Source organism: Bermanella marisrubri, assembly GCF_012295615.1.
GTDB lineage: Bacteria > Pseudomonadota > Gammaproteobacteria > Pseudomonadales > Oceanobacteraceae > Bermanella > Bermanella marisrubri.
The window spans coordinates 1,849,507-1,872,709 of sequence record NZ_CP051183.1; the positions used below are offsets into that span (position 1 = coordinate 1,849,507).

At 44.8% G+C, this 23,203-nt stretch carries 28 protein-coding genes and 1 tRNA gene; 15 read left to right on the forward strand and 14 right to left on the reverse strand.

The window, feature by feature from the left end:
• Window positions 1-5 precede the first annotated feature (5 nt).
• From HF888_RS08470 to HF888_RS08485, 4 genes are read right to left on the reverse strand one after another with little or no spacing between them, the layout of a single operon-like run.
• Window positions 6-1,400, reverse strand: a complete 1,395-nt coding sequence (locus HF888_RS08470) for an ExeA family protein (protein ID WP_007016878.1) — start codon at window positions 1,398-1,400, stop codon at window positions 6-8.
• A complete protein-coding gene (locus HF888_RS08475) occupies window positions 1,397-2,422 on the reverse strand; it encodes a hypothetical protein (protein ID WP_007016879.1) in 1,026 nt (341 codons plus the stop codon). The genes HF888_RS08470 and HF888_RS08475 overlap by 4 nt, the downstream gene beginning before the upstream one ends.
• On the reverse strand, window positions 2,407-5,160 hold the full coding sequence (locus HF888_RS08480) for a hypothetical protein (protein ID WP_007016880.1): 2,754 nt from the start codon (window positions 5,158-5,160) through the stop codon (window positions 2,407-2,409). The genes HF888_RS08475 and HF888_RS08480 overlap by 16 nt, the downstream gene beginning before the upstream one ends.
• Before the next feature lie 34 nt (window positions 5,161-5,194).
• Window positions 5,195-6,148, reverse strand: a complete 954-nt coding sequence (locus HF888_RS08485) for a LysR family transcriptional regulator (protein ID WP_007016881.1) — start codon at window positions 6,146-6,148, stop codon at window positions 5,195-5,197.
• A gap of 166 nt (window positions 6,149-6,314) precedes the next feature.
• Here HF888_RS08485 and HF888_RS08490 point away from each other — a divergent pair, with 166 nt between their 5' ends.
• The gene (locus tag HF888_RS08490; protein ID WP_168367060.1) at window positions 6,315-7,916 is read left to right on the forward strand and encodes an isocitrate lyase; all 1,602 of its coding nucleotides are present in this window, start codon (window positions 6,315-6,317) and stop codon (window positions 7,914-7,916) included.
• 275 nt (window positions 7,917-8,191) lie between these two features.
• Here the strand turns inward: HF888_RS08490 and HF888_RS08495 are convergent, their stop codons facing one another.
• Together HF888_RS08495 and HF888_RS08500 are read right to left on the reverse strand one after the other, a co-directional pair.
• Entirely contained in the window at window positions 8,192-9,286 is a 1,095-nt protein-coding gene (locus HF888_RS08495; RefSeq protein WP_168367061.1) for an agmatine deiminase family protein, read from the reverse strand.
• 131 nt (window positions 9,287-9,417) lie between these two features.
• Window positions 9,418-9,508 (reverse strand) — tRNA-Ser (locus HF888_RS08500).
• Window positions 9,509-9,718: 210 nt separating this feature from the next.
• Between HF888_RS08500 and HF888_RS08505 the strand changes: the two genes are divergently transcribed.
• From HF888_RS08505 to HF888_RS08530, 6 genes are all read left to right on the forward strand, one after another.
• Window positions 9,719-10,399 carry a Bax inhibitor-1/YccA family protein gene (locus HF888_RS08505; RefSeq protein WP_007016884.1) on the forward strand — a complete coding sequence of 227 codons (681 nt, stop codon included), beginning with the start codon at window positions 9,719-9,721 and terminating at the stop codon, window positions 10,397-10,399.
• Between the two features lie 96 nt (window positions 10,400-10,495).
• Entirely contained in the window at window positions 10,496-10,885 is a 390-nt protein-coding gene (gene tusD / locus HF888_RS08510; protein WP_007016885.1) for a sulfurtransferase complex subunit TusD, read from the forward strand.
• Window positions 10,882-11,241 carry a sulfurtransferase complex subunit TusC gene (gene tusC / locus HF888_RS08515; RefSeq protein ID WP_007016886.1) on the forward strand — a complete coding sequence of 120 codons (360 nt, stop codon included), beginning with the start codon at window positions 10,882-10,884 and terminating at the stop codon, window positions 11,239-11,241. Before tusD ends, tusC begins: the two co-directional genes overlap by 4 nt.
• Window positions 11,242-11,243: 2 nt before the next feature.
• Window positions 11,244-11,528, forward strand: a complete 285-nt coding sequence (gene tusB, locus HF888_RS08520; RefSeq protein ID WP_007016887.1) for a sulfurtransferase complex subunit TusB — start codon at window positions 11,244-11,246, stop codon at window positions 11,526-11,528.
• Window positions 11,529-11,531: 3 nt separating this feature from the next.
• Window positions 11,532-11,846: a TusE/DsrC/DsvC family sulfur relay protein gene (locus HF888_RS08525; protein WP_007016888.1), complete on the forward strand. Its 315-nt coding sequence runs from the start codon at window positions 11,532-11,534 to the stop codon at window positions 11,844-11,846.
• 13 nt (window positions 11,847-11,859) lie between these two features.
• Window positions 11,860-12,855, forward strand: coding sequence for a glycosyl transferase family protein (locus tag HF888_RS08530; protein WP_007016889.1), 996 nt, complete (start codon window positions 11,860-11,862; stop codon window positions 12,853-12,855).
• Window positions 12,856-12,870: 15 nt separating this feature from the next.
• On the opposite strand, the gene HF888_RS08535 is transcribed toward HF888_RS08530, so the two are convergent.
• The 3 genes from HF888_RS08535 to HF888_RS08545 all read right to left on the reverse strand — a co-directional run bounded on the left by HF888_RS08535 (window position 12,871) and on the right by HF888_RS08545 (window position 13,811).
• Complete coding sequence (locus tag HF888_RS08535) at window positions 12,871-13,026, reverse strand: hypothetical protein (RefSeq protein WP_007016890.1); 156 nt, start codon at window positions 13,024-13,026, stop codon at window positions 12,871-12,873.
• A gap of 67 nt (window positions 13,027-13,093) precedes the next feature.
• A complete protein-coding gene (gene tusA / locus HF888_RS08540; RefSeq protein WP_007016891.1) occupies window positions 13,094-13,327 on the reverse strand; it encodes a sulfurtransferase TusA in 234 nt (77 codons plus the stop codon).
• Window positions 13,317-13,811, reverse strand: coding sequence for a hypothetical protein (locus HF888_RS08545; RefSeq protein WP_007016892.1), 495 nt, complete (start codon window positions 13,809-13,811; stop codon window positions 13,317-13,319). Before HF888_RS08545 ends, tusA begins: the two co-directional genes overlap by 11 nt.
• A gap of 117 nt (window positions 13,812-13,928) precedes the next feature.
• Here HF888_RS08545 and HF888_RS08550 point away from each other — a divergent pair, with 117 nt between their 5' ends.
• From HF888_RS08550 to HF888_RS08565, 4 genes are all read left to right on the forward strand, one after another.
• Window positions 13,929-15,683, forward strand: a complete 1,755-nt coding sequence (locus HF888_RS08550; protein WP_007016893.1) for a proline--tRNA ligase — start codon at window positions 13,929-13,931, stop codon at window positions 15,681-15,683.
• 11 nt (window positions 15,684-15,694) lie between these two features.
• Window positions 15,695-16,294 carry a lytic transglycosylase domain-containing protein gene (locus tag HF888_RS08555; protein WP_007016894.1) on the forward strand — a complete coding sequence of 200 codons (600 nt, stop codon included), beginning with the start codon at window positions 15,695-15,697 and terminating at the stop codon, window positions 16,292-16,294.
• 87 nt (window positions 16,295-16,381) lie between these two features.
• The gene (locus HF888_RS08560) at window positions 16,382-16,747 is read left to right on the forward strand and encodes a group I truncated hemoglobin (RefSeq protein WP_007016895.1); all 366 of its coding nucleotides are present in this window, start codon (window positions 16,382-16,384) and stop codon (window positions 16,745-16,747) included.
• Between the two features lie 106 nt (window positions 16,748-16,853).
• Window positions 16,854-17,456, forward strand: coding sequence for a CBS domain-containing protein (locus HF888_RS08565; protein WP_007016896.1), 603 nt, complete (start codon window positions 16,854-16,856; stop codon window positions 17,454-17,456).
• 25 nt (window positions 17,457-17,481) lie between these two features.
• Here the strand turns inward: HF888_RS08565 and HF888_RS08570 are convergent, their stop codons facing one another.
• Window positions 17,482-18,663 (reverse strand): YihY family inner membrane protein, encoded by a 1,182-nt coding sequence (locus HF888_RS08570; RefSeq protein ID WP_007016897.1) that lies wholly within the window; start codon window positions 18,661-18,663, stop codon window positions 17,482-17,484.
• Between the two features lie 82 nt (window positions 18,664-18,745).
• Between HF888_RS08570 and arsC the strand changes: the two genes are divergently transcribed.
• Genes arsC through HF888_RS08585 form a run of 3 tightly spaced genes read left to right on the forward strand, consistent with a single transcriptional unit; the run spans window position 18,746 to window position 20,073 of the window.
• The gene (gene arsC, locus HF888_RS08575) at window positions 18,746-19,093 is read left to right on the forward strand and encodes an arsenate reductase (glutaredoxin) (RefSeq protein WP_007016898.1); all 348 of its coding nucleotides are present in this window, start codon (window positions 18,746-18,748) and stop codon (window positions 19,091-19,093) included.
• Window positions 19,093-19,695 carry an NAD(P)H:quinone oxidoreductase gene (gene wrbA / locus HF888_RS08580; RefSeq protein WP_007016899.1) on the forward strand — a complete coding sequence of 201 codons (603 nt, stop codon included), beginning with the start codon at window positions 19,093-19,095 and terminating at the stop codon, window positions 19,693-19,695. The genes arsC and wrbA overlap by 1 nt, the downstream gene beginning before the upstream one ends.
• A gap of 3 nt (window positions 19,696-19,698) precedes the next feature.
• Window positions 19,699-20,073 carry a DUF2069 domain-containing protein gene (locus HF888_RS08585; RefSeq protein WP_007016900.1) on the forward strand — a complete coding sequence of 125 codons (375 nt, stop codon included), beginning with the start codon at window positions 19,699-19,701 and terminating at the stop codon, window positions 20,071-20,073.
• Window positions 20,074-20,087: 14 nt separating this feature from the next.
• Here HF888_RS08585 and HF888_RS08590 read toward each other — a convergent pair whose 3' ends face one another.
• The gene (locus HF888_RS08590) at window positions 20,088-20,306 is read right to left on the reverse strand and encodes a hypothetical protein (protein WP_007016901.1); all 219 of its coding nucleotides are present in this window, start codon (window positions 20,304-20,306) and stop codon (window positions 20,088-20,090) included.
• Between the two features lie 45 nt (window positions 20,307-20,351).
• On the opposite strand from HF888_RS08590, the gene HF888_RS08595 reads away from it, so the two are divergent.
• The gene (locus HF888_RS08595; RefSeq protein WP_007016902.1) at window positions 20,352-20,876 is read left to right on the forward strand and encodes a hypothetical protein; all 525 of its coding nucleotides are present in this window, start codon (window positions 20,352-20,354) and stop codon (window positions 20,874-20,876) included.
• Here HF888_RS08595 and hda read toward each other — a convergent pair whose 3' ends face one another.
• From hda to HF888_RS08610, 3 genes are read right to left on the reverse strand one after another with little or no spacing between them, the layout of a single operon-like run.
• The gene (gene hda / locus HF888_RS08600; RefSeq protein ID WP_007016903.1) at window positions 20,877-21,575 is read right to left on the reverse strand and encodes a DnaA regulatory inactivator Hda; all 699 of its coding nucleotides are present in this window, start codon (window positions 21,573-21,575) and stop codon (window positions 20,877-20,879) included. It abuts the gene before it with no gap.
• Window positions 21,575-22,645: an AI-2E family transporter gene (locus HF888_RS08605; RefSeq protein WP_007016904.1), complete on the reverse strand. Its 1,071-nt coding sequence runs from the start codon at window positions 22,643-22,645 to the stop codon at window positions 21,575-21,577. The genes hda and HF888_RS08605 overlap by 1 nt, the downstream gene beginning before the upstream one ends.
• The gene (locus tag HF888_RS08610; protein WP_007016905.1) at window positions 22,638-23,180 is read right to left on the reverse strand and encodes a CDP-alcohol phosphatidyltransferase family protein; all 543 of its coding nucleotides are present in this window, start codon (window positions 23,178-23,180) and stop codon (window positions 22,638-22,640) included. The genes HF888_RS08605 and HF888_RS08610 overlap by 8 nt, the downstream gene beginning before the upstream one ends.
• Window positions 23,181-23,203 lie beyond the last annotated feature (23 nt).

The window sequence follows — 23,203 nt, forward strand, 5'->3', positions numbered from 1 at the left end:
ACCAATCAACCACCTGTGTTTTTTGTGCGGCGAGTCGCTCGAGATAAGGCCATTATGGTTTGAGAACCAATGATACCATCGACACGCAAGGCATAATCAGATTGAAACTGACGAACCTGATCCTCTAGTAGTGGATCAAAAAAATTCCTTCTTATTTGAGCACTATTAGCTGGACGTATAACCTCCCAATCATCAGCCAAGGAAGCCTGACCTTGTAATTGAATTAACGATTGTCTAACCCAGCTAACCGCTTCATGATATTCGTTTGGTTCAACAACAACTGATTTGGGAAAGGCAAATGGCCATGACAGCTCTGTATAGACCAATGCTGTTGCAGCCGGCTTATCGACAAGCAACTGCCAATCACCACCTTGCTTAACCCAATCATTTTCATCTATCAAAGAAGCAGGCAGCATTCCCTGCCAGCACTCCTCACATTCAGGTTTTTCGATATCGAACCAGCTAACCATCGAAATTCTATTAAATAGAGGTGCTTGCCCGTACAAAAACAATCCAGCAATCATTAAAATAACCAAAAAAGGTAATGCAATTTGTTTAGAGATAGAAAGATTCAATAAGGGCTTTTTCGTTGCTTCAGGCAACACCTCTTTCGCTGCCCGCTTTACGATCCCTGCAGAAACAACTTGGCGCTCTTCCGCGTATGCGCCCATCAAACTGCGATCCGCGATCACGTTAATCAAACGTGGTACGCCGCCGCTGTACTTAGCCAGCTGGCGCAACGCCAAACCACTAAACAGACGCTTGCGACTTCCAGCTACTTGTATCCGATAGTCAACATATTCAGATACCTGCCGCGGGCTCAGTGGCTTCAGGTGATATCTAGCAGTAAACCTTTGATTCAACTGTCGGAGGTCGTGGCGTTCCAAGCGAGTTTTTAGCTCAGGCTGTCCCAGCAGAATTATTTGCAGAAGCTTGTCTTCATGAGTTTCAAGATTAGTGAGTAACCGAATGAGCTCTAACACTTCAAAATCAAGATGTTGAGCTTCGTCAATAATTAATACACTGTATCCACCCTTTGCGTATACACTTAATAAAAATTCAGTTAGCTGTTCAATCAACTCCAACTCGTTTGCACTATCAGTAACCTGCAAGTCAAATTCTCTACAAATTAATCTAAGAAGTTGAATTCTATCTAGCTGAGGGTGAAGTATTAGCGCCAACTCAGTATCTTCAGGAATATGCTGCAGAAGATGCTTACATAGCGTGGTTTTACCTGTACCAACCTCGCCAGTAAGTAAAACAAATCCACCTCGATGCACCATAGCAAATTCCAGCGCCGCCATAGCTTCACGATACTGCCCTTGAGCAAATAAAAAATGTGGATTCGGCGCAATTGAAAATGGACGCTTACTTAAATCGAAGTAGTTTTCGTAAATCATATAATGGGCCAACTTAGGTTGGCATTTAGCTGCCAATATCGAGCCCGAGATAGCTCGACCTCATCAAACTGCCATTTTACCGCTAGCCAGTCAGATTGATAGGCGAAACCTAGTATTTTTTTTGTGAACTCGTACTGAACTGAAAAACTACCTTGTTTGACCCCAAAAGAATGAGACTCAAAACGTCCCCAGTATTGCCAGTCGTACAGCAATGAAGGGACCGGCTTATCGAGATCTCTAGACAAATGATATTGCAACTGCCCTTCATGAGTGTGGGGGATCGACTGACGCCACTCTCTATCAAGGGATTGAACGCTGCAATCAGGTTTCAGTGGCCGGGATAAACAACCTTTATCCCGAGGCGCTCTCCAGTAATAGCGATAGAGCAAGTCGTTAAAGGCAAGATCAAATGACCAACGATTAAATCTAGCCTTATAGTGAATATCCAGGCCATGTCCCCAACCTGTCACTGAATTCCGAGGGCTATCTAACAAGCGATTTTCATCATATCCATAATCAATCTGATAATCATAACGAACAGCACCTTGCTCACTAACCGAGCCTTGCCCCGTCAATCTGCCAGATTGAACCCTTAGCCCCTCATAAAGATTCACCGACAACTCCAATCTTGAAGCATGACCTAACAGCCAGCTTTTACTCAGTGCAAGCCCATTTGCCTTTACCGCCTTTACATTTAAAGACAAAGGATAAATACCAGGCTCTATCTGATTATTCTCCAATGCAGAGTAAAATTGAGCAGTCTCCTCTGAGAAATGAACAATGTAGTCGGCGCGCTGCTCAACACTAAGGGTCCATAGGGATGAAAAATGCCAAGCGGAACCAATGCGAGCCCCGCCCTGAATCATCCTGCCGTCATCGACCAATGACCAATCGCCATCTACATCGCCGATATCCAACACAGGAGACGCTAGCCTCATCTTTGCATAAGCACTGATGCGCTCCGCGAAAACAGATGGTGCAATAAGAGACACGACAAAAAAGAAGACTAAATAATTTGCCACGAACCATCCACGTAGCGAACGATGTACAAGTCCCCTTCTTTAGAAATGCTGCCTAACAACTCACCAGCGTAGCGTATAAAGCCAAGAGGTTTATCTTGATTAGGGTCTATGTCGTTATTGGTGTAGTTAAATATGTTAATCGCGATGGTAATTGTGTCGTTTTGCACATAAAAGATAACGGCATCGCGCTGCACATCAGAAGGCGTTCCACCAACGGCGATCCATAGCGTTTTCTCACCCACGGGAAAGAGTTGCAATGGGTTAGCTGTAGGCAGATACTGATCCGTAATCGACATTCCAATTGATACTTCGTCTGGCGACAATACAGCACCACGCAGCGTCATCAAGCCAATAGGTCTATCTTCACTTCCATCCTTAAAGCGTGTCGTCAAAGTTGCATTCAAGGTCTGCATGCCGAGGTAATAAGGCTGGTTTAAATTCAAGTCAAAGCTGTCACCATCATTTAATTCTCCAGTGTATTGAATATCGTAAACACCACGACCTTGTATGGTTACTTGATCAAGACAGCCTTGCGAACGTAAAAAGTTCATAGTCTCATTAACACTAGCAGAATCTTTACCAAATTCGGAACCACAACCTAGAGACGACACACTAATAAGATCTGTACAGGCCCACTCTCCAGCACTCTTTACACAACGTGCAGCTACATTCTCAGTAGTATCATTTAATACGATAACAGCTGTCTTATCACCAAAGTATTCTAGCTCCGCATAACCAGAAAACTCACTCGAATTTATATTGAAAATACTAACAATATCAGAAGGTACGGCAGCCAACGAATCAACTTCATCATAAGAAATACCGTCACTTAATACTTCGGAAAGTGATGCCATATCGCTAGGTAAATTTAGAAAACCAGCCAACTCTGTGTTTGACTGAGCCAAACCGGATGATTCACTCTCGAAGACAGCGTAGTTTTTAAAAGCCGTCTTATTTATCACAATATCAAGATCAGGCCATTGTTGTGCGGGGTAATGAGCGTTAGCATTGCTGCTTTCTATATTAACGCGAGCCTCTAGCTTCTCTGCACCACTTCCCTCTCCAAAAACAAAATCGATTGGCAGAGAGATACTCGATAAATTGTATCGCATTTCGGGATCTGTCAGTGTCACATCCTTAACGCCGGTCAAACCTATAACGACCTCTTCAGCAATCACTTTTCGTGGCGCAACTGTTTTTGCATTAATCACCATTTTGGGAATGGTTAAAGCAATCGCTTCCGCCTCATTGGCACCATTTAGCGCAAGGGATATCGCAGGACCGATACCATCTACTGCTTCAAAATTAACGACACCAGAGGTTGTTTCGATTTGTGACGACACGTCAATGGAAAACTTTGTTTGACTACCGCTTGCAACTGACTGAGAAAAAGCGGCTTGGATTTCGACTCCATTATTACTATATGAATAAGTATTTTCTATGGAATCAACTGCAACGCTATTAACATCCAGCACATTCAATCTGCTTGCATCGCATCCACCTAATTCACAGCTTAAGCCGTAATGCATCAACTCCACGAACGGCAAAAAAAGCGACTTTAGATTGGGCCCCAATAAATACTTCACTTCATCCCATTTATTCTCGGCATCAATAATTTCTTGAGCAAACTCCGCTCCGAAGAACTGGCTATAGCGATCAACAGCGGAGTACTCCATATTCTCAATCCAGGCTTGCGTATTCGCCATCAGAGTCTTGGCTCCAGACACTTTGTCTACCAAATCGGCAGAATAGTCATCCCCTTCCGCATTTGTTTGTGCATCATCCCGTAAATTCGATTGCTGAGTCGCCATATTGGTTTGAGCAGATAAAATACTGCTATTACCTTGCGCATCAAAATCAATGGCATCCTGATAATAAGTAGCGAGATCCCAAACTTGGTTACCAGTATCACGCTCAATCAATTGACCAAAATTTTCTAAAAACGAGCTTTCAACAATCCATGCTAAAGTTTGCGTGAATGATTCATTTCGAACTTCTCTATTTTTTAGCAATGAATAGTTTGCCAATCCCACGCGAACTTGATCTTCTGCCACTACGGAGTCCTGGATATTCGTACTGGATAACCCATCGAAAGACTCAACAAAAACAGGAAAACCAGATTGCAACGAGAATAGCCTCTGCACAACTGAATTTGCGTTGTGAATTGTTTGCGGTGTCATAAGAGCATTTCGCCATGTATCCGGATTACAGCTATTGCTTGAACATGGTGTGGTACCATCACCAACAAACTGGGCGAACGCTAAACGTGCTCCCATGTGAGATGCTAATGACAAGTGAATTGACTGACCTTCCAAGCGCTGCGCATCGTTCACTGCAGCCCAAAGCTCAAAATCTTGTGGTGCTTCATACCACTCTCCTTTGGCAACTTTGTTGGCTCCATTTGTACAGCCGTCATTTACAAGACAGCGTATGCGAGCATTACCATCCTCGGGAGGTAAAGCCACAAGAAACAAAGAACCTTCATAGCTTCCAGAGAATTTAGCCTCAAAACGTCCGTCATTAATTATTTGTGACTCACCAAAGTACTCTCCAGCGTCATTTCGCTGAGGTTGCCCATAGGCATCAACACCAACAATTTTGAGCTGTGCATTGTCTAGATGTCCGCCCAATACCGTACCTTTTATGGTAATGGGCTCTGGCTCACCATTATTGATATTTGTTGAGTTGTCACACCCAGCGAAAAACACCAGAGAGATAACTAACGTAAGAATGCGCATAACGTGTACCTAATACCTATTTTTCTTATTATCACTAGCAACTATATTCGGCTGCTATTTTTTCAGATTCTTCAGTTATCAGAGCCCGCATCCAACGATGAGGCGGATTTTGATGCAACAGCGGGCTCCAAGCCATTTTAAGCTCGAATGGTGGCACATCAAAGGGAACATCAACAATAGCCAAATCCCCAGCTTGAGCTTGCATTCGCGCCACACGTGTCGGCAGCGTAGCAACCAAATCATTATTCATGGCGAGCAATGCAGGCATCTGATAGTGTCGTGTGAACACACTGATATTGCGTTTGTAGCCTGCTGCAGCCAATGCCTCATCAACCCAACCCAACTGCACCGCCTTGTCTTTGCTGGGGTTAACCCCTGTACCTACACCCATACCGGTTTTACTCACCCATATATGATTCGCTCTTAGATACGTTTGTAAATTAAGGTCGTTCAGATCTGGATTGTCTGGATTATAAAGACAGGAAAAACCATCTCTCCAAAGTGTCTTTTGATGAAATGACTGCGGTAATTCATCAAACCGGTTGATCGCCATATCAACCTTGCCTTGCTCTACGTCTTTGTATGTGACATCGGACGGTGTTAAAAAATCCAGAATAATCCCTGGGGCTTCTCGTCGCAGACGCTTTACTAAAGCAGGAACTAAGGTTGCTTCTGCATAATCACTTACCATTATACGGAACACCCTGCCCGAGGTTTGCGCATCAAAGATACCCGTGGGCTGCACAGCACTATCAACATTGGCAAGAATGTTACGCACCATTGGCTGCAATTCGATAGCTCGTTCGGTGGCGCTCATGCCATCACTGGTCCGCACTAAAAGCGGATCGCCGAACAACTCCCTTAGCCGTTTCAAGCCATTACTCATTGCTGGCTGGGTGATCCCAAGCTTCTGAGCAGCCTTTGTAACACTCCTTTCACGGAGCAAAACATCTAAATAAATCAATAAGTTAAGGTCAAATCTATCCATCACACACCTGCATTCACTTGGTGAATACCCATTATAATATCTATAAATTAGAGAAATTATCATAAAAGACGTATGATCCGCACGTCATTTAAGAGGCGAGCCTCTGTAAAGCTGCTATTTTTAATACGGCCTTACGACATCAACCTAGCTAATAAGGATTGGACATATGTCTGCTTATCAAGACGACATCAAACAAGTTTCTTCTCTTAAAGAGAAAGCTGGCAGCCCATGGGGTCAAATCAACCCTGAATACGCTGCTCGCATGCGCGCTCAAAACCGCTTCCAAACTGGTTTGGACATCGCTAAGTACACTGCCGCTATCATGCGTCGTGACATGGCTGAGTTCGACAAAGACAAAACCAAGTACACTCAGTCTCTAGGCTGCTGGCATGGTTTTGTAGGTCAGCAAAAACTGATCTCTATCAAAAAGCACTTCGGTTCTACTGAGCGTAAATACCTATACCTATCTGGTTGGATGGTAGCTGCTCTACGTTCTCAGTTCGGTCCTCTACCTGACCAATCTATGCACGAGAAAACAGCTGTAGCCTCTCTTGTTGAAGAACTATACACGTTCCTTCGTCAAGCTGACGCTCGTGAACTAGGCGGTCTTTTCCGTGAGCTAGACGCTGCTCGTGAAGCTGGCGATTCTGCTAAAGAACAGGAAATCCTAGACAAAGTAGAAAACTACGAAACTCACGTAGTACCTATCATTGCTGACATCGATGCTGGTTTCGGTAACGCTGAAGCGACTTACCTAATGGCTAAGCAAATGATCGAAGCGGGTGCATGTGCACTACAAATCGAAAACCAAGTTGCTGACGAGAAGCAATGTGGTCACCAAGACGGTAAAGTAACTGTACCTCACGAAGATTTCCACGCGAAAATCCGCGCTCTACGTTACGCATTCCTTGAGCTAGGCGTTGATGACGGTGTTATCGTTGCTCGTACTGACTCTGAAGGTGCTGGCCTAACTAAAGAAATCGCTGTAGTAAACGAGCCGGGCGACCAAGGTGACATCTACAACTCTTACCTAGACGTTGAAGAAGTTGCTGCAGAAGACACTAAAGAAGGTGACGTTCTAATTAGCCGTAACGGCAAGCTTGTTCGTCCTAAGCGTCTTGCTTCTGGTCTATACCAATTCCGTCAAGGTACTGGCCACGAGCGTTGTGTATTCGACTGTATCGAAGCTATCAATGCTGGTGCTGACCTTCTTTGGATCGAAACTGCAGTTCCAACTGTACACGAGATCAAAGGCATGATGGACGAAGTTCGCAAAGTACACCCAGATGCGAAACTAGTTTACAACAACTCTCCATCTTTCAACTGGACTCTAAACTTCCGTCAACAAGCATACGACGCTTGGGTTGAAGCTGGTAAAGACGTTTCTGGTTACGATCGTGACCGTCTAATGTCTGCTGAGTACGACGATTCTGAACTAGCTGCTGAAGCTGACGCTCGCGTTAAGACCTTCCAAGCAGATACTTCTCGCGAAGCGAACGTATTCCACCACCTAATCACTCTACCGACTTACCACACTACTGCTCTATCTGTAGACGCACTAGCTCAAGAGTACTTCGGTGAGCAAGGCATGCTTGGTTATGTTGAAGGCGTTCAACGTCAAGAGATCCGTAAAGGTATCGCTTGTGTTAAACACCAAAACATGGCTGGTTCTGACCTAGGTGATGATCACAAAGAATACTACGCTGGTGATCGTGCACTTAAAGCTGGCGGTGCGAAAAACACTTCTAACCAGTTCAACAACATCTAATCGTTGTTTTACTGAAAAGTGTTATGAAAGAGGTCCCTTCGGGGGCCTTTTTTTATGCTTATAAGTCAAAAGGCTACACTGCGAAAAACACTTACCTTCCAGCCCACATTCAACAACGCTTGATTATTGTTTTACTGAAAAGTGTTTAAAAGAAGCGACCTTCGGGTCGCTTTTTTTATGCTCGCAGATTAAAAGGTTCTCTGCAGAAAACACTTACTTTCAAACCTGCATTGAACAAACTCTAATTATTGCTTTATTGAAAAGTGAAAATAAAATTAAGCTGGTTGCTGCTGAGTTACACAATGGATTCCGCCACCACCTGCTACTATTCCATCGATATTTATTTGCTCAATGATTCGATCTGGATACGACGCCTGCAAAATGGATTTAGCGCGCTCATCGGCTTTTTTATCACCAAACTCTGGCATCATGACTGCGCCATTGCACACGTAATAATTCACATAACCCGCCGCAAAATCATCAGTTAAATATCGAGTTCGAACATCCCAAGGCGTCTCTAAAACGCGAACATCCAACTTGCGTCCGCGAGCATCTACCGTTTGATTTAAAATTTCCAAATGCGCTTTTGTCACATCATGATCGAATGAATTGGGATCCGAATCATATGCAGCAATCACAACACCAGGCTCTACAAATCGAGCATAAAAGTCTGTGTGACCATCTGTGATATCCATACCCGCTATACCTGGCAGCCAGATAATATTTTCCAAACCCAGAATCCGCTTAAGCTCTTTTTCACATTCAAGCTTGGAAAGACCAGGGTTGCGATTATTATTCAAAATACAGCTCTCTGTGAATATACCGGTACCGGCACCATCAACTTCTATCGCACCACCTTCGATCACTAGGAAGGTACCAGCCAAACCCACATTTACTTGGTTAAGAATTTTCCCCGCTATAGCCCCATCTCTATCATGGTCCTGCTTATCACCCCAACCATTAAAATTAAAATCAACACCAAACTGCCCCTCCAAATCGATCCCTTCGACAAATAAAGGCCCCGTATCTCTGATCCATATATCATCCATCGGACAATCAATTAAAACAGCGTCACCGGTAAGCAATTTCGTTGCGATCGGTTTAGATAGAGGATCAACCAGTACCGAGACAGGCTCATACAAGGCAACTCGATTAATGATATCTACAAGATTTTTTTGAACTACAGGTAGCAATCGACCACCCCAAATCGACTTTTGAGCACCGAAAGCAAACCAAGTCTTGGCATGGAGCATTGCTTCCTCCGGCATACGGAATCGAGGTTTTTTGAGTCCATCAGCAGCAATACTGCGAGAAACTAGCGTATTCACTCCAAGTGCTGCACTGGCTTTAAGAAAAGTTCGACGTCGCACGACTGCATCCAAAGATATATTTCTCCTTATAATAGCGGATACATAAAAGGTGTTGAGCGACCAAATTGATCTTTACAGGCATAAAAAAAGCCAGATCTCTTTTTCAGAGTATCTGGCTTTTTAGAATTAAATGGCGGAGGAGGAGAGATTCGAACTCTCGGACGGGTATTAGCCGTCGCCGGTTTTCAAGACCGGTGCTTTCGACCACTCAGCCACCCCTCCGCTGTGAGCGATGCGTATATTACTAGTGATAGCGCCAGAGTCAACCTTAAAAACGAAAAAATCTTAAATTTTAATGACTTAGGGGATTTTTTGAGCAAAATAAGCCTCTAAATGCTTTGTAATAACACTAGATAAATAGTGGTTGAAATTCTGTGCCACAGCCCTATTATCACGTGTAGACGGATTGATTCATTAATAATGGAGCCAAAAATGGACCCACAAGTATATACACAGCACGCAAGTGCCCAATCGGTTGATACCAACAAGGTATTGCGTAACACGTATTTGCTACTCAGCATGACCCTTGTGTTCAGCGCTCTAACCGCTGGCGCGAGCATGGCTATGAACTTAAGTCATAGTGCTGCGTTAATCATGATGCTGGCATCTCTTGCCATTGTCTGGTTTGTATTACCGCGTGTTGCTAACTCAGCAATGGGCCTACCTGTTGTTTTCCTATTCACAGGCCTGCTAGGCGCATCATTAGGTCCCATGCTTAACCACTACCTTGCCCTACCAAACGGTAGCAGCATCGTAATGCAAGCGCTGGGCGGTACCGCTGCCATTTTCCTTTCTTTGTCCGCTTACGTGACGACGACCAAGAAAGACTTTAGCTTCATGGGCGGTTTCCTATTCGCAGGCCTTATGGTCGTAATTGTAGGTGCTATTGGTGCCATGATCGCAAGCTGGGGCTTTGGTGTAGACGTTTCTGCGTTCTCTCTAGCCATCTCGGCGGCTGTGGTTTTACTAATGTCTGGCTTCATCCTTTTCGATACTAGCCGTATCGTTAACGGCGGTGAAACCAACTACATCATGGCAACAGTTGGTCTATACCTAACGATCTACAACCTGTTTACTAGTCTTTTACACCTTATCGGTGCAATGGACGAATAACTCGTTATTCAAAACGCCCCTATGGGGCGTTTTTTTGTTTCTACCCGCCTATTTCCTTTATACTGACCGCTACATCCAGCTTACCCATAGACGTAAATGAAATTTTCCATATTGGTAATGGCCTCACCCTATTCCAGCCAAGGTGCCCTGCAAGCCTTAGAGTTTGCCAAGAGCTGCTTAAAGCAGAAGCACGAAATCTATCGCATCTTTTTTTATCATGACGGCGTCCATAATGGCTCTGCACTGCAAGCCCCTCAACAAGACGAGGTCAACTTGCAAGCACAGTGGAGCGAGCTTCAGCAAGAATACAATTTGGATCTAGTTACCTGCATTGCAGCGGCGTTAAAGCGAGGCGTTATCAACCAAGAGGAAGCCAAGCGATACCAAAAGCCCGCATCAAACCTCAGCGACGGCTTTGAGCTATCGGGCTTAGGCCAACTACTCGATGCACAAATCAATAGCGACCAAGTGGTAACCTTCGCATGAGCCAGAAGATTCTCGTTTTACAGCGCAGCGCGCCCTACGGAAACTCCCTTGCGAGAGACGGCTTAGATTATGTACTGACAGCCGCTGCTTACGACCAAGATTTAAGCTTATTATTTATGGGCGACGGTGTTTTTCAGCTACTGAACAACCAGCAAAGCCAAGAGATTCAGCTCAAGCCCCAAGACAAGGCATTGGAGGTTCTACCGCTCTACGACGTTGATAAACTCTATGCCGTCAAAGAAGACTTAGAAGAACGCAATTTAATTGCAGACAATCTAACAGTCGAATTAACACTGATTGCGCGCAGCCAAGTGAGCGACCTAATGAGTGAACAGGACAAGGTGATTGGATTTTAATCATGAGTCATTCAAACAACCTACACCTAGTGCAAAGAAGTCCTTTCACCCACTCAAGCCTGAAGGATTGCTTGAACGTTGCCAGCGAGAACGACAGCATCTTACTTATGCAAGATGGTGTTTTCGCGCTTCAACAATCGCTTAACCCTAAGCAGGCAATATACGCAATTAAAGCCGATTGCTTAGCCAGGGGTTTAGACACTAACCTACAAAACGTTCAGTACCTCTCTATGGATGAAATGGTTACACTTTGCAGCCAACACAAACAAAGCATTAGCTGGTTTTAAACCATGAGTAACCCTAAATTCGATCAAGAAGGTTTTTTAGTTGATTTAAATGAATGGTCAACCGAACTGGCCAGCGCTATTGCACAACAAGAAGGGATTGAACTCAAAGAAGAACATCTAGAGATCATCCATCTCCTTCGCCAGTTTTATGAAAGCCATCAAGTAGCGCCATCCAATCGCCCGTTTGTAAAATTAATAAAAAATGAGCTTGGGGCAGATAAGGGAAACAGCATTTATCTCATGCAGCTGTTTCCAGAAAGCCCAGCAAAAATTGCTGCCAAAATAGCAGGCCTACCAAAGCCACCAAACTGTTTTTAAGGAACAACTGTATATGAGTATTGAGCACCCATTTGCCCCGTACGTTCGCATCCTCGGTAAAGGCCGCAAAGGTTCACGCTCTTATACTTATGAAGAAGCACACACTGCCATGGGGATGATTTTGCGCGGTGAGGTTGAGGATGTGCAACTTGGCGCTGTGATGATGCTATTGCGTGTCAAAGAAGAAAACGCAGAAGAGCTATCAGGCTTTGCTCAAGCAACTCGAGAGCATATCCAAGACCGCATTCCAAATAGCATTCAAGCTGACTTAGATTGGTCTAGCTATGCAGGCAAACGCCGACAATTACCATGGTACCTTTTAGCCGCCCTATGTCTTGCAGATAATGGCATCAAAGTATTTATGCATGGTGCTGACGGCCACACTGCGGGGCGACTGTATTCCAAACAAGTACTGGAAGAACTGGGCGTAACCATAAGTGGTAACTGGCAAGACGCAGAAGACCGTCTAAATCGCGATCATTTTTGCTTTATGGACATGTCGGTACTGTGCCCGGAGCTGCAAAAGATCATCGACCTGCGCAATACCTTTGGCTTACGCTCTCCGGTACATAGCTTTGCACGCCTACTGAACCCGACCAACGCGCCTTTTGTCAGCCAAGGCATTTTTCACCCAGGCTATGGTCCAAGCCATCAGAAGGCAGCAGACCTTTTGGATTACAAACACTTAAGCATCATCAAAGGTGATGGCGGAGAATGCGAATACAGCCCAGAAAGCCAGTTTAAAATGCACCATTGCTTCAATGGCGAACTGATAGAAGAGGTTTGGCCTGCCCTATGGGAAAAACGCGGAATTAAGCCCAAAACATTGGAAGTGGAGTTATTAGCTCAACATTGGAAAGGCGATATAACCCACGAGTACGGACAAGATGCGATTCGAGGCACCCTCGCCTATATCGCGCGACTTATGGGCAAAGGCGTAACTCAAGAAGAATGCTTAACTCAAGCCGATGCTTGGTGGCAAGCGCGCAACATCGCACGCTTACGCTAATCGATTCACTAGGCTTTATCGATCTTGCGATTGCTCCAAAAGATACAATAAGCGTCTAGCCAAGGCTTCAAACGCCTGCGCTTGCTCATTGTCTTTATCTGCAGAAAAGCTAAATAGCAGTCGCTCAATCTCTTCGCGACTCATGTACTGAATAGTAACTGGATTCAACATAATGATTCTTAGTACTGTATTTTAATACAGTACTTTACCCTTATCTGTAGGAATTTTAAATAGCGTTTTAGGCTTCTGGCTTTTTAATCCAATAAATAAATTCATCGCCACTTTGCTGCGAATCCAACAAATCAAACCCTAGAAACTGACAAAACTTAGGTATATCGCGGGTCGTCGATGGATCTGTAGCGAGGATTTTTAGCACCTGACCAGGCTCGAGATCTTTTACCTTTTTGTGTAAAAGCATTACCGGCTCAGGACACATCAAGCCTTTTGCATCCAACTCTAGATCAGTGTTCATCAACACCCCTATTACATGATTGACAGATTTGCGTATGCTCATCGGCGCGCCAGCCAAACATATTAAGCCCTTGTAGCGCATCCGCCTGTAGATCGGACGTCACTTGCAAGAATTCAATACTTTCGTTTTTGCCACAACGATCACAATGGGCATCCAGCGAACGCAGCTGAAAGTCGCTTTGAGGTAAGCCACTGCATCGGGCCGACCAAGATGATTCGGGCGTTATAAGCGATGCTATCTCATGAACTTCCATGAGCAAGCTCAGTTGCTGACTCCCCTTAATCGGCAATAAAAGGAAACTACCGGCAGCGGGTATATCCCCGGTGGCCTTAACCTCAAAAATACCCGGTTCGCTTGCCACAACACCGAGCAACTGGCTAGTCACACCTTGCGCTTCCTGACCGCTGCAACCGTCGATTTGTTCAGGCTTTATACAAACACAGGTGCCACCAAGGGTTTTCTGGTACAAATAATATCGATTCATAATGAAAAAATTGTTTAACTAAGCCGCGCAGCATACAATTTGCACCTAATTTGTAAAGCTATCAGGTAATTTGAGACAGTATTACCTGCTTCGAACATCAATCAGGACTGACAAGGCATGCGCGCAAGCCAATATCTAGTTGCAACACTAAAAGAATCCCCTTCCGATGCGGTGGTAGTAAGCCATCAGCTAATGCTCCGAGCCGGCATGATCCGAAAGCTCGCTTCCGGCCTATACACTTGGCTCCCTCTGGGCCTAAAAACCCTGCGCAAAGTGGAAAAAGTCGTTCGCGAAGAAATGGATGCAGCAGGTGCGCAAGAAGTTCTAATGCCCGCTGTTCAACCCGCTGAGCTTTGGGAAGAAAGCGGTCGCTGGTTTGAGTACGGCGGCGAACTGCTGCGTTTAAAAGACCGCCATAATCGCGATTTTTGTGTCGGCCCGACCCACGAGGAGGTAATCACAGACCTCGCTCGCAATGAACTGAACAGCTATAAGCAGCTGCCATCGAATTTCTACCAAATTCAAACGAAGTTCCGTGACGAAACTCGTCCGCGCTTTGGCGTCATGCGTTCCCGTGAATTCATTATGAAGGATGCGTACTCTTTCCACATCGATGGCGATTCCTTACAACAGACTTACGATCGCATGCATCAAGCCTATACCAATATCTTTACGCGTTTGGGCCTGGACTTCCGCCCTGTAGCCGCTGATACAGGCTCTATAGGTGGCGCTGTTTCACACGAATTCCACGTACTTGCGCAAAGCGGCGAAGACGACATTGCTTTCAGTAATGCTTCCAGTTACGCCGCCAACGTAGAACTGGCAGAGGCCGTCGCTCCTAAGACCGAGCGCCCTGCTGCCGCAGCCGAGCTAACAGTAGTGGACACGCCAAGTCGGCACACCATTAGCGAAGTCACTGAATTCCTTAACATTGGCTCAGATCAAATCGTAAAAACCCTTATCGTTGAAGGTGAACTCTCGGACAAGCAAAAAGAAGAAGGTGAAAAAACTCCTTTGGTTGCGCTCGTTGTTCGCGGCGATCATGAGTTAAATGAACTAAAAGCAGAAAAACTAGATGGTGTTGCTTCCCCACTGACATTTGCCTCGGAAGAAGCCATCCAGCAAGCCATTGGCTGCAAGCCTGGTTCCATCGGCCCTTGCCAGCTGGCCATCGAAACGATTGTCGACCGCAGCGCCGCAGTGTTATCAGACTTCGTTTGCGGTGCCAACCAAGACGGCAAACACTATTCCGGTGCCAACTGGGAACGCGATGCGCACATTGATCGTATCGAAGACTTACGCAACGTGGTTGAAGGTGATGCGAGTCCAGACGGACAAGGCACTTTGGAAATTAAACGCGGTATCGAAGTGGGCCACATCTTCCAATTAGGCACAAAATACAGTGAAGCGTTGGGCGCAAAAGTATTGGATGAGAATGGTAAAGAAAAAACCATGATGATGGGTTGCTATGGTATTGGTGTATCTCGTGTTGTTGCTGCAGCCATTGAGCAAAACCATGACGATCGCGGCATCATCTGGCCAGAAGCCATCGCCCCATTCCAAGTATCTATCGTGCAAATTGACGCACAAAAATCAGAAGATGTGGTGAAGTATTCGGAGGAGTTATACGAATCCCTAACCGCACTTGGAGTCGACGTTTTCCTTGATGATCGTGACAAGAAAACGAGCCCAGGTGTTAAGTTCGCCGATAGTGAATTAATGGGCATCCCGCACCGTGTTGTTCTAAGTTCTCGCGGCTTAAAAGCAGGCAAAGCAGAATACAAGCACCGCAAAGACAGCAAGGACGGCATTGTGGAATTAGCACCTGAAGAGCTGCTACCTCTACTGAAAGAAAAGCTGGGTATTAACTAACGAGTTAGTTTATGAAAGCACGTTGGTTAAAAAAGCTGATTCGAATTTGCTTGGTATCTCTCCCCTTGCTGACCGCTTCAGCTTGGGTTGACGCTAAAGTCGACCCTGAGCTTCGTGCTTATTTAAAAGACGCCATTAGTTCAAGTAGTAGTTTTGGTGACCGCTTTGATGCTGAAGTATGGTTAGTGGACATGAATGCGCGCATGTCGCGCTTTATCCCAGATAAGGAATTTCGAATTGAGTTTCTTAAATCGGTCCACCATGCGGCTACAGATCAAAACCTACCACCTGAAATGGTGCTGGCTCTCATTCATGTTGAAAGCGCATTCAAGCCATATGCACTCTCTCACGCAGGCGCTCAAGGCTATATGCAAGTCATGCCCTTTTGGCGCAACGAGATTGGTCGACCCGACGACAATCTAATGGAAATGCAAACCAACCTAAAATATGGCTGCGCTATTCTTGCTCATTATTTAAAACGTGAAAAAGGCAACTGGATTCGAGCGCTTGCACGCTATAACGGTAGTCTTGGTAAGACATGGTACCCTGAACGAGTTATGAACAAATGGCAGCGCCACTGGTTTGTACGCCAGATCTCATTTCGCCGCTAAACCAAACCATCCATTATTAGAAACTGGAAGCACCTCCCTTTTAATACTATTACTTAGTATATTCATTACTCGAACTAAGGAATGGTCATGCCTAGCCTGTACGAAAAACTAGGCGGCGACAAAGCCGTCAGCGCCACAGTAGAAATCTTCTATAAAAAAGTAATTGCAGACAAAGAATTATCACCATTCTTTAGTGGTATCAATATTGACCGACAGAAACGCATGCAGTCCAAGTTTTTAACTGTAGCCTTCGGTGGCCCCAATAACTATTCAGGACAAACTATGCGAGCTGCTCATCGACGTCCTGTGGAGCTTGGTTTGAACGAGCACCACTTTAATCTTGTAGCAGGACACCTGAAACAATCTCTTATTGAATTACAGGTTCCGCCGGAGCTCGTCCACCAAGTCATGGCTATTGCGGCGTCCACGAAACAGGATGTGCTCAATCAGTAACTGGTTATTACACTAGGCATACTCGAACTTACATTTTACTACTTATCGTTTCTTCGCCACGACGAATTTTGTCTAAACTAAAGTTTGCATAGGCGGAGGAATAACAATGCTTGAAAACTATAAATCAATCCCACTTGCTAAACTTGACGACGCCCCACACGCCATCAGACCAGACCGCACTGACAAAGAACTTACACTCGACGACCCAGCCATTTCAGTACTGACTGACCACCGTTTAGAGCAAGCACATTTGTGTCGATCTGAGACCATGTTGGATCAGGCTATGCGACAAATGGGTAAAGCCGGATGTACGAAGCTTTTGGTGAGCAATGATCAAGATACTGTGCTAGGCATTATCACGTCATCGGATATTTCAGGCGAACGTCCCATCCAATACACACAGAAAACCGGCAAAAAACGAGAAGACCTTAAGGTAAAGCATCTAATGCGCCCCATTAGTGATCTTCCTACAATGTCGATCAACAATGTCTTGGACGCACGTATCGGCGATATTCTCCACACGTTAAACAATATCGGCTCGGAATACATCTTAGTGACAACACAAGACAAAGAACATACCTCGATTCGCGGTGTATTCAGTGCCAGGCGTATCGCAAAAGCACTGCATATATTCTTTGATCCGAGCCCGGGTGCTCGAACCTTCGCTGAGTTCACAAAGGCGTTGCATAATAGCCCTTTTACTCACTAAATCCTGCACCCTAGGATACTCTTGCCTATATCACGGACGATATAGGCATCTGTAGCAACCGTTGCTTTTCCTCTTTCAATTCTTCAATCTTTGGACTCAACTGCTTATACCATGAGCTATCAGTTTGCTTAAGCGCAAGACCACTCAAACGCTTTGCATGGATAATATCGCTGAGTTCACTGACTGTTTTCATTTCTAAATTTACCATTAGAATCAATTCTCCATCTTGGTTTTCCACCCAAGCGGCATCAATCAGTAAATTGAGCACCTGCTCAAAAGCTTCCAACTCAGCCAAGTTAAAGCACCCAGTGTAGTCCTGCTGATTGAGAGTCTTCTGCTTATTTAAATCGGATAGAATCTCAAGCGCCCAATCCAAATCGCTTCGTTTGTCATAGTCCGTCGATTGGCGAATATATGGAAGCGCTCGTATAACCTCTGCCACAAACAAAATCACTAACCAAACCAAAAACAACCAAATGAGAAACAAGGGTATAGCGGCAAAAGCACCATACACAATTTTGTAGTTTGGCATTGAGGCGACCATGGTAACGAAAACCCACTGCGAGAGATCCAGAATCGCGGTGGCCAAAACACCGCCCAATAGAGCTTGCCAAAAGTACACTTTGCCGGTGGGTATAAAGTAATAAATAGTAGTGAGCGTCATAATGCTCATTAGCCAGGGCAACGCATCAATTAAAAGGCGGTTAATATTAAGCAAACCGTCAACATGGTCTATCCAGATGGAAGTACTCATTAAATAACTACCTACCAAAAAGATGACTGCCATAGAGATTGGAGTTAAGAACATCACCAACCAGTACAAAATCAATCTGCGACCAATACGTCGAGTTTTAACTCGCCAGATCTGGTTGAACGCCTCCTCCAAACCATGCATCAGACTAATCGCACTAATGAACAGTAAAATTAAGCCAACTGCTGTTAGCTTGCGAGCTTGCTGTGAAAAATCGAGCAAATACTTTTCAACAACCGCTCCTGAAGAGGGAATGAAATGGGCAAAAATGAAACCCTGGATATCATCGGCTACCTCACTAAATATCGGCAGTGCGGTAAGCGCGATATAAGTCGCGGTAATAAGAGGAACAAGAGCAAACAAGCTAGTGTAAGTTAAATCCGCAGCAGTCTTACGATTATCGTTGTAAAAGAAACGCTGTATAACAAACCACCAAAAGCGAAAAAATGGTTTCACAAATCCTCCGCACTCTTACGATGAAGCCTATTCAAATTAAAGGTACAATAGGTGCAATTAATGAATTAGCTTAGGAGCATACATGGCAATTCAAATCTGGCACAACCCTCGATGTTCAAAATCTCGCCAAACACTAGCATTACTAGAAGAAAATGGTGTAACACCAGACGTCGTCCTGTATCTAGAATCTGTACCTAGCAAACAAGATATAAAAGCCGTGTTATCCAAGCTTGGCATAGAGGCTCGAGCCCTGCTAAGAAATGGCGAAGACGCATACAAAGAGCTAAACCTAAAAGATAAATCCCTTTCCGATGAGGTCCTGCTTGATGCAATGGTATCGCACCCAAAATTAATTCAGCGTCCTATCGTTATCAATGGCGATAAAGCCAAGCTGGGGCGCCCACCAGAAGACGTCTTGGAGATCATCTAATGACCCCATATGTGCTTGTACTCTATTACAGTCATAGCGGCGCCGTAGAAAACATGGCTGAAAACATTGCCCGCGGAATAGAGTCAGGTGGCATTGAAGCGCGTATCCGAACCGTACCAAGCGTCTCCCCTGATACATGCTCTACGCTTGATGATATTCCAGCAGAAGGTCCGCTTTTCTGTTCACAGGAAGACCTCGAGAACTGCTCAGGACTGGTTCTTGGCAGTCCAGTGCGGTTTGGTAATATGGCCGCGGCAGTGAAATACTTTTTAGATGGCACCAGTAACCTTTGGCTTACAGGTAAATTGGTAGATAAACCGGCCTCTGTATTCACTAGCTCATCCAGTTTACATGGTGGCCAAGAAAGTACCCTACTAAGCATGATGATCCCATTACTTCATCACGGCATGGTGATCGCTGGCTTGCCTTACACAGAGAATGAGCTTATGAATACGCAAACCGGTGGCACCCCTTACGGCGTCACCCACTATGCTGGAAAAGATAGCAGTCCTGACCTTAGCCAAGAAGAGAAGATGCTATGTATTGCACAAGGTAGACGCATGGCTATGCTTGCTAAAAAATTAGAGACTTCGGAGCAATAACGCATGCTTTCAATCAGTTATCGCATTGCAATGGTATGCTTTTTTTTACAGTTCGTTGTTTTAGGGATAGGCACTTTCGACCGCCCAGACATTCAAATTGAAAGCACTTATGATATTTTGCTTGGAGTAGTATGGACTCTGATTAAAGGCATACCCTGGTTAATACTGATACCAGGATTAATCAAAAACACGAAAAACATCATGGCGTGGATGAGTTACGTCTGTATGTTTTATTTTATTGTTTGGATTCTGGCTTCGTTTGGCGATGAGAAAAGTAATTTAGGAACAGCAGGTGTCGTTATTACAACGATTCAGTTTGTTTTTGCTGCCATTCACACTCGCTTAAGAAAACAAGCTGAGGCAGCGAACAGAAAGTAAGTATCAAAAGGTGGTTAGAAATCTTCGTCAGCGTCATCTGCCAACTCAGTAGTTACGATTTCACCACACTTTTTACACTTGCCCTGAATCACGATGACGCCATCTTGTTCAAATTCAGATGGGTCAGTCATACCTAAATCAGGTTCTTGGCAATTATTGCACCACGTTTGTTCAAGAAAAGCTTGCTGCTCTTCTTCACTACGTGCATAAAAATTACGCTCTTGTTCGGCCATACTGCACTCCAGATTGGTCAAGTTAATTATTAAAGGTCATTGTATATGGAATACCCTCGTTTTCTAGTATTAGAAGCAAACAGCTTTGAAGAAAACGCTTACCCAATTGCTGCCTCTTGGTCCATTGCTGACGGGCAGCTCAAGGCGATTCTGATTCATCCTGAAGAAGAATGGACTGACTGGGATTCAAGCAACGAAGATCGTCATGGAATTAACCGAGAGCAGCTGACCATGACAGGCGAGACCGTGCTGGATGTCATACGAGAACTAAACGAAGATGTCGATAAGCAACCGGTTTATGTGACCGAGCCCTACCTATACAGCAACTGGCTTAACACCATGTATGACGCCTATGGCTCAGAAGTGCCGTTTGATTTGATTACTGCAACGGAATTGTTTGGTATGACAGAGACTGAGCTTGATGAAGAGCTTGAGAATTTGTCGCTCAATCTACTGCTTGATTCAAAAGTGCCTGAAGACAAAGTAAAAACAATGCTGGAACTTTATCAGCGCTTGCTGGAGGCTGGGTTACTCCCAGAAGCATCTCAACCCAAGCAAGACGAAGATTAACTACCAAGACATTACGTCTTTGACAAATGGGCGCGTAACCTTTCGTTTCGCGCTCAAAGAGGCCTTATCCAGCTGATTCAAGGCCTCAAACATTTTATCCATATGCCCTTCCATTTGACGAACCACATATTTAGCCACATCATCACCCAATTCCAATCCGCGATTATGAGCGCGTAACTTGAGGGCGGCCATTTTATCCTCTTCAGTTAGCTCCGGCAGCTCGTAAACCAGCCCCCAATGCAACCGAGACTTAAGGTCAGCCAGTTTAATACCCAGACCTTCAATAGAATCATTGGCTGCCATAATTATATGGCCTCCATTATCCCGAACACGGTTGAACAAATGAAATACAGCCTCTTCCCATGCGGGCAATCCAGCAATAGCTTGCATGTTATCTAAAGCAATCAAGGGAAGGTTTTCTAGGCTTTCAAATACAGCCGGGCTGTATTCCACCAATTCCTCAAGAGGTAAATAAACACTGTTTAAATCGTGAGTTTGGGCTTCGTGACATGCAGCTTGCAATAAATGACTTGTACCGCAACCACTTTCACCATAAATAAAAATACTTTGCTCACCCTTTCCTATGGCGGCAAGTTGCGCCTGCAATTTAACCTCTTGGCTTTGCAGTGCATAAAAGTTTTCAAATGTTGCCTCATCTCGAAGTTGCACTCCAAGCGGCAATTGCTCTACAACTTGCATTAGCTTTCCGTGTACGTTTCAGAATCTTTGTAAAAATCATGTGCATGGCGTAACAGCACTGCAATCACGGCTGCCACAGGTAACGCTACCAAAACACCAATAAACCCAAATAGTTGACCACCTGCCATGATCGCAAAAATGACAGCGACAGGGTGTAAGCCAATCTTATCCCCCACCAATATGGGGGTTAAAATCATACTTTCAATGGCTTGCCCCACACCAAATACAACACCGATAAGAAGTAACTCCCAGCCCATACCAAATTGGAAGGCACCTGCAACCATTGCCGCAACAATACCTAAAGCCGCGCCAAGATAAGGAACAATACTGGCCAAGCCGGCGAATAAACCAATCAAAAAAGCTAGCTTTAACCCTACCAACCAAAGACCAAAACCATAAATGATCGCCAGCGCTGTCATAACCCAAAGCTGGCCTTTGAAAAACGCACCAACAACATCATCGCACTCAGCGGCCAACTCATGAGTCGCTTGCTGATAACGACCTGGCAAAAGTTTCAATGCTTTCTCCATGATCACATCCCAATCACGAAGAAGATAAAAGCCAACCACAGGAACAATGGCCAAGTTGGCTAAAAAGGCGACAAAACTTCCAGTAGAGTTACCAATACCTGCCAAAACGTCTTTCATTACTTTTTGCAATCCACCCCAATTTTGCACAATCTCTTCGCGAATATTCTGAAAATTAAAGTCTTCTACTTTTATACCCATATTAGAATTCAACCAGGGCATCACATTTTTTTGCAGCCAGTTCAATATATCTGGCAGAAATCCGTAAAGAACTTTCACCTGATGGACAATCGTAGGCACCACCAACAATAAAAAGATAGCAATCACCGCAAGTATCACTAAAAAACAAATGCATACGGCAGAAGTTCGACTTAACCCTATATTTTCCAAACGATCTGCAACGGGATCCCCCAAGTAGGCAAACAAAGCTCCAACTATGAAAGGCATTAAAACCGGCTCTAAATTAGCGAAAAGCCAACCTATTAACGCAATCGAGATCAAAATAACAAGAGGTCTATAACCCACCCGCAAGGCATCAGTCATTCGCGGCTTTCCTTATCCAAGTAGTAAAATAGTGCGCCCCGCTGATTAACGTAAATAGGCCGCACAATAGCATGAGTAACATAACTTTTAAGTCGCTGAGTAAACCATATGCCTCGTGAGCCATAATGGCGACTAACAAGAGTATTTGAAAAAAAGTACTGAGCTTGCCCCAGATTGTAGGCGTCACCCTAAACGGCCCTTTAAACCAATGATATAAAGCCGATCCGGCCAATAGCATAACATCACGAAAAAGAAGCAATACAAACAACCAGAGCGGCACGAGAGCTTGCCAAGCCAGCATGGCAGCAGTACTAACCACAAGTACTTTATCGGCAAGAGGATCCATAATCCTTCCCCAATGACTTTGCCAGGAAAACCGTCGCGCCAAGTACCCGTCAACACCATCGCTCACACCTGCAAACGCAAAAATCCAGAGAGCATTTGCATAGGACTGAATAGAGAGAAAATAGATAGCAGGCGGCACTGCAATTAAGCGCAGCGCTGTGATTATATTTGGAATATACCTTGCCATCATATTGCACCCCTTTGTCGGGAATC

Coding starts and splice junctions, on each gene's coding strand:
- HF888_RS08555 (WP_007016894.1), top strand. CDS start 15,695: ATGAAAGCACGTTGGTTAAAAAAGCTGATTCGAATTTGCTTGGTATCT.
- HF888_RS08480 (WP_007016880.1), bottom strand. CDS start 5,160: ATGCGCATTCTTACGTTAGTTATCTCTCTGGTGTTTTTCGCTGGGTGT.
- HF888_RS08490 (WP_168367060.1), top strand. CDS start 6,315: ATGTCTGCTTATCAAGACGACATCAAACAAGTTTCTTCTCTTAAAGAG.
- HF888_RS08565 (WP_007016896.1), top strand. CDS start 16,854: ATGCTTGAAAACTATAAATCAATCCCACTTGCTAAACTTGACGACGCC.
- HF888_RS08610 (WP_007016905.1), bottom strand. CDS start 23,180: ATGATGGCAAGGTATATTCCAAATATAATCACAGCGCTGCGCTTAATT.
- HF888_RS08530 (WP_007016889.1), top strand. CDS start 11,860: ATGAGTATTGAGCACCCATTTGCCCCGTACGTTCGCATCCTCGGTAAA.
- hda (WP_007016903.1), bottom strand. CDS start 21,575: ATGCAAGTTGTAGAGCAATTGCCGCTTGGAGTGCAACTTCGAGATGAG.
- HF888_RS08485 (WP_007016881.1), bottom strand. CDS start 6,148: ATGGATAGATTTGACCTTAACTTATTGATTTATTTAGATGTTTTGCTC.
- wrbA (WP_007016899.1), top strand. CDS start 19,093: ATGACCCCATATGTGCTTGTACTCTATTACAGTCATAGCGGCGCCGTA.
- HF888_RS08590 (WP_007016901.1), bottom strand. CDS start 20,306: ATGGCCGAACAAGAGCGTAATTTTTATGCACGTAGTGAAGAAGAGCAG.
- tusB (WP_007016887.1), top strand. CDS start 11,244: ATGAGTCATTCAAACAACCTACACCTAGTGCAAAGAAGTCCTTTCACC.
- HF888_RS08505 (WP_007016884.1), top strand. CDS start 9,719: ATGGACCCACAAGTATATACACAGCACGCAAGTGCCCAATCGGTTGAT.
- tusD (WP_007016885.1), top strand. CDS start 10,496: ATGAAATTTTCCATATTGGTAATGGCCTCACCCTATTCCAGCCAAGGT.
- arsC (WP_007016898.1), top strand. CDS start 18,746: ATGGCAATTCAAATCTGGCACAACCCTCGATGTTCAAAATCTCGCCAA.
- HF888_RS08550 (WP_007016893.1), top strand. CDS start 13,929: ATGCGCGCAAGCCAATATCTAGTTGCAACACTAAAAGAATCCCCTTCC.
- HF888_RS08545 (WP_007016892.1), bottom strand. CDS start 13,811: ATGAATCGATATTATTTGTACCAGAAAACCCTTGGTGGCACCTGTGTT.
- HF888_RS08525 (WP_007016888.1), top strand. CDS start 11,532: ATGAGTAACCCTAAATTCGATCAAGAAGGTTTTTTAGTTGATTTAAAT.
- tusC (WP_007016886.1), top strand. CDS start 10,882: ATGAGCCAGAAGATTCTCGTTTTACAGCGCAGCGCGCCCTACGGAAAC.
- HF888_RS08585 (WP_007016900.1), top strand. CDS start 19,699: ATGCTTTCAATCAGTTATCGCATTGCAATGGTATGCTTTTTTTTACAG.
- HF888_RS08535 (WP_007016890.1), bottom strand. CDS start 13,026: ATGTTGAATCCAGTTACTATTCAGTACATGAGTCGCGAAGAGATTGAG.
- tusA (WP_007016891.1), bottom strand. CDS start 13,327: ATGAACACTGATCTAGAGTTGGATGCAAAAGGCTTGATGTGTCCTGAG.
- HF888_RS08560 (WP_007016895.1), top strand. CDS start 16,382: ATGCCTAGCCTGTACGAAAAACTAGGCGGCGACAAAGCCGTCAGCGCC.
- HF888_RS08605 (WP_007016904.1), bottom strand. CDS start 22,645: ATGACTGATGCCTTGCGGGTGGGTTATAGACCTCTTGTTATTTTGATC.
- HF888_RS08470 (WP_007016878.1), bottom strand. CDS start 1,400: ATGATTTACGAAAACTACTTCGATTTAAGTAAGCGTCCATTTTCAATT.
- HF888_RS08595 (WP_007016902.1), top strand. CDS start 20,352: ATGGAATACCCTCGTTTTCTAGTATTAGAAGCAAACAGCTTTGAAGAA.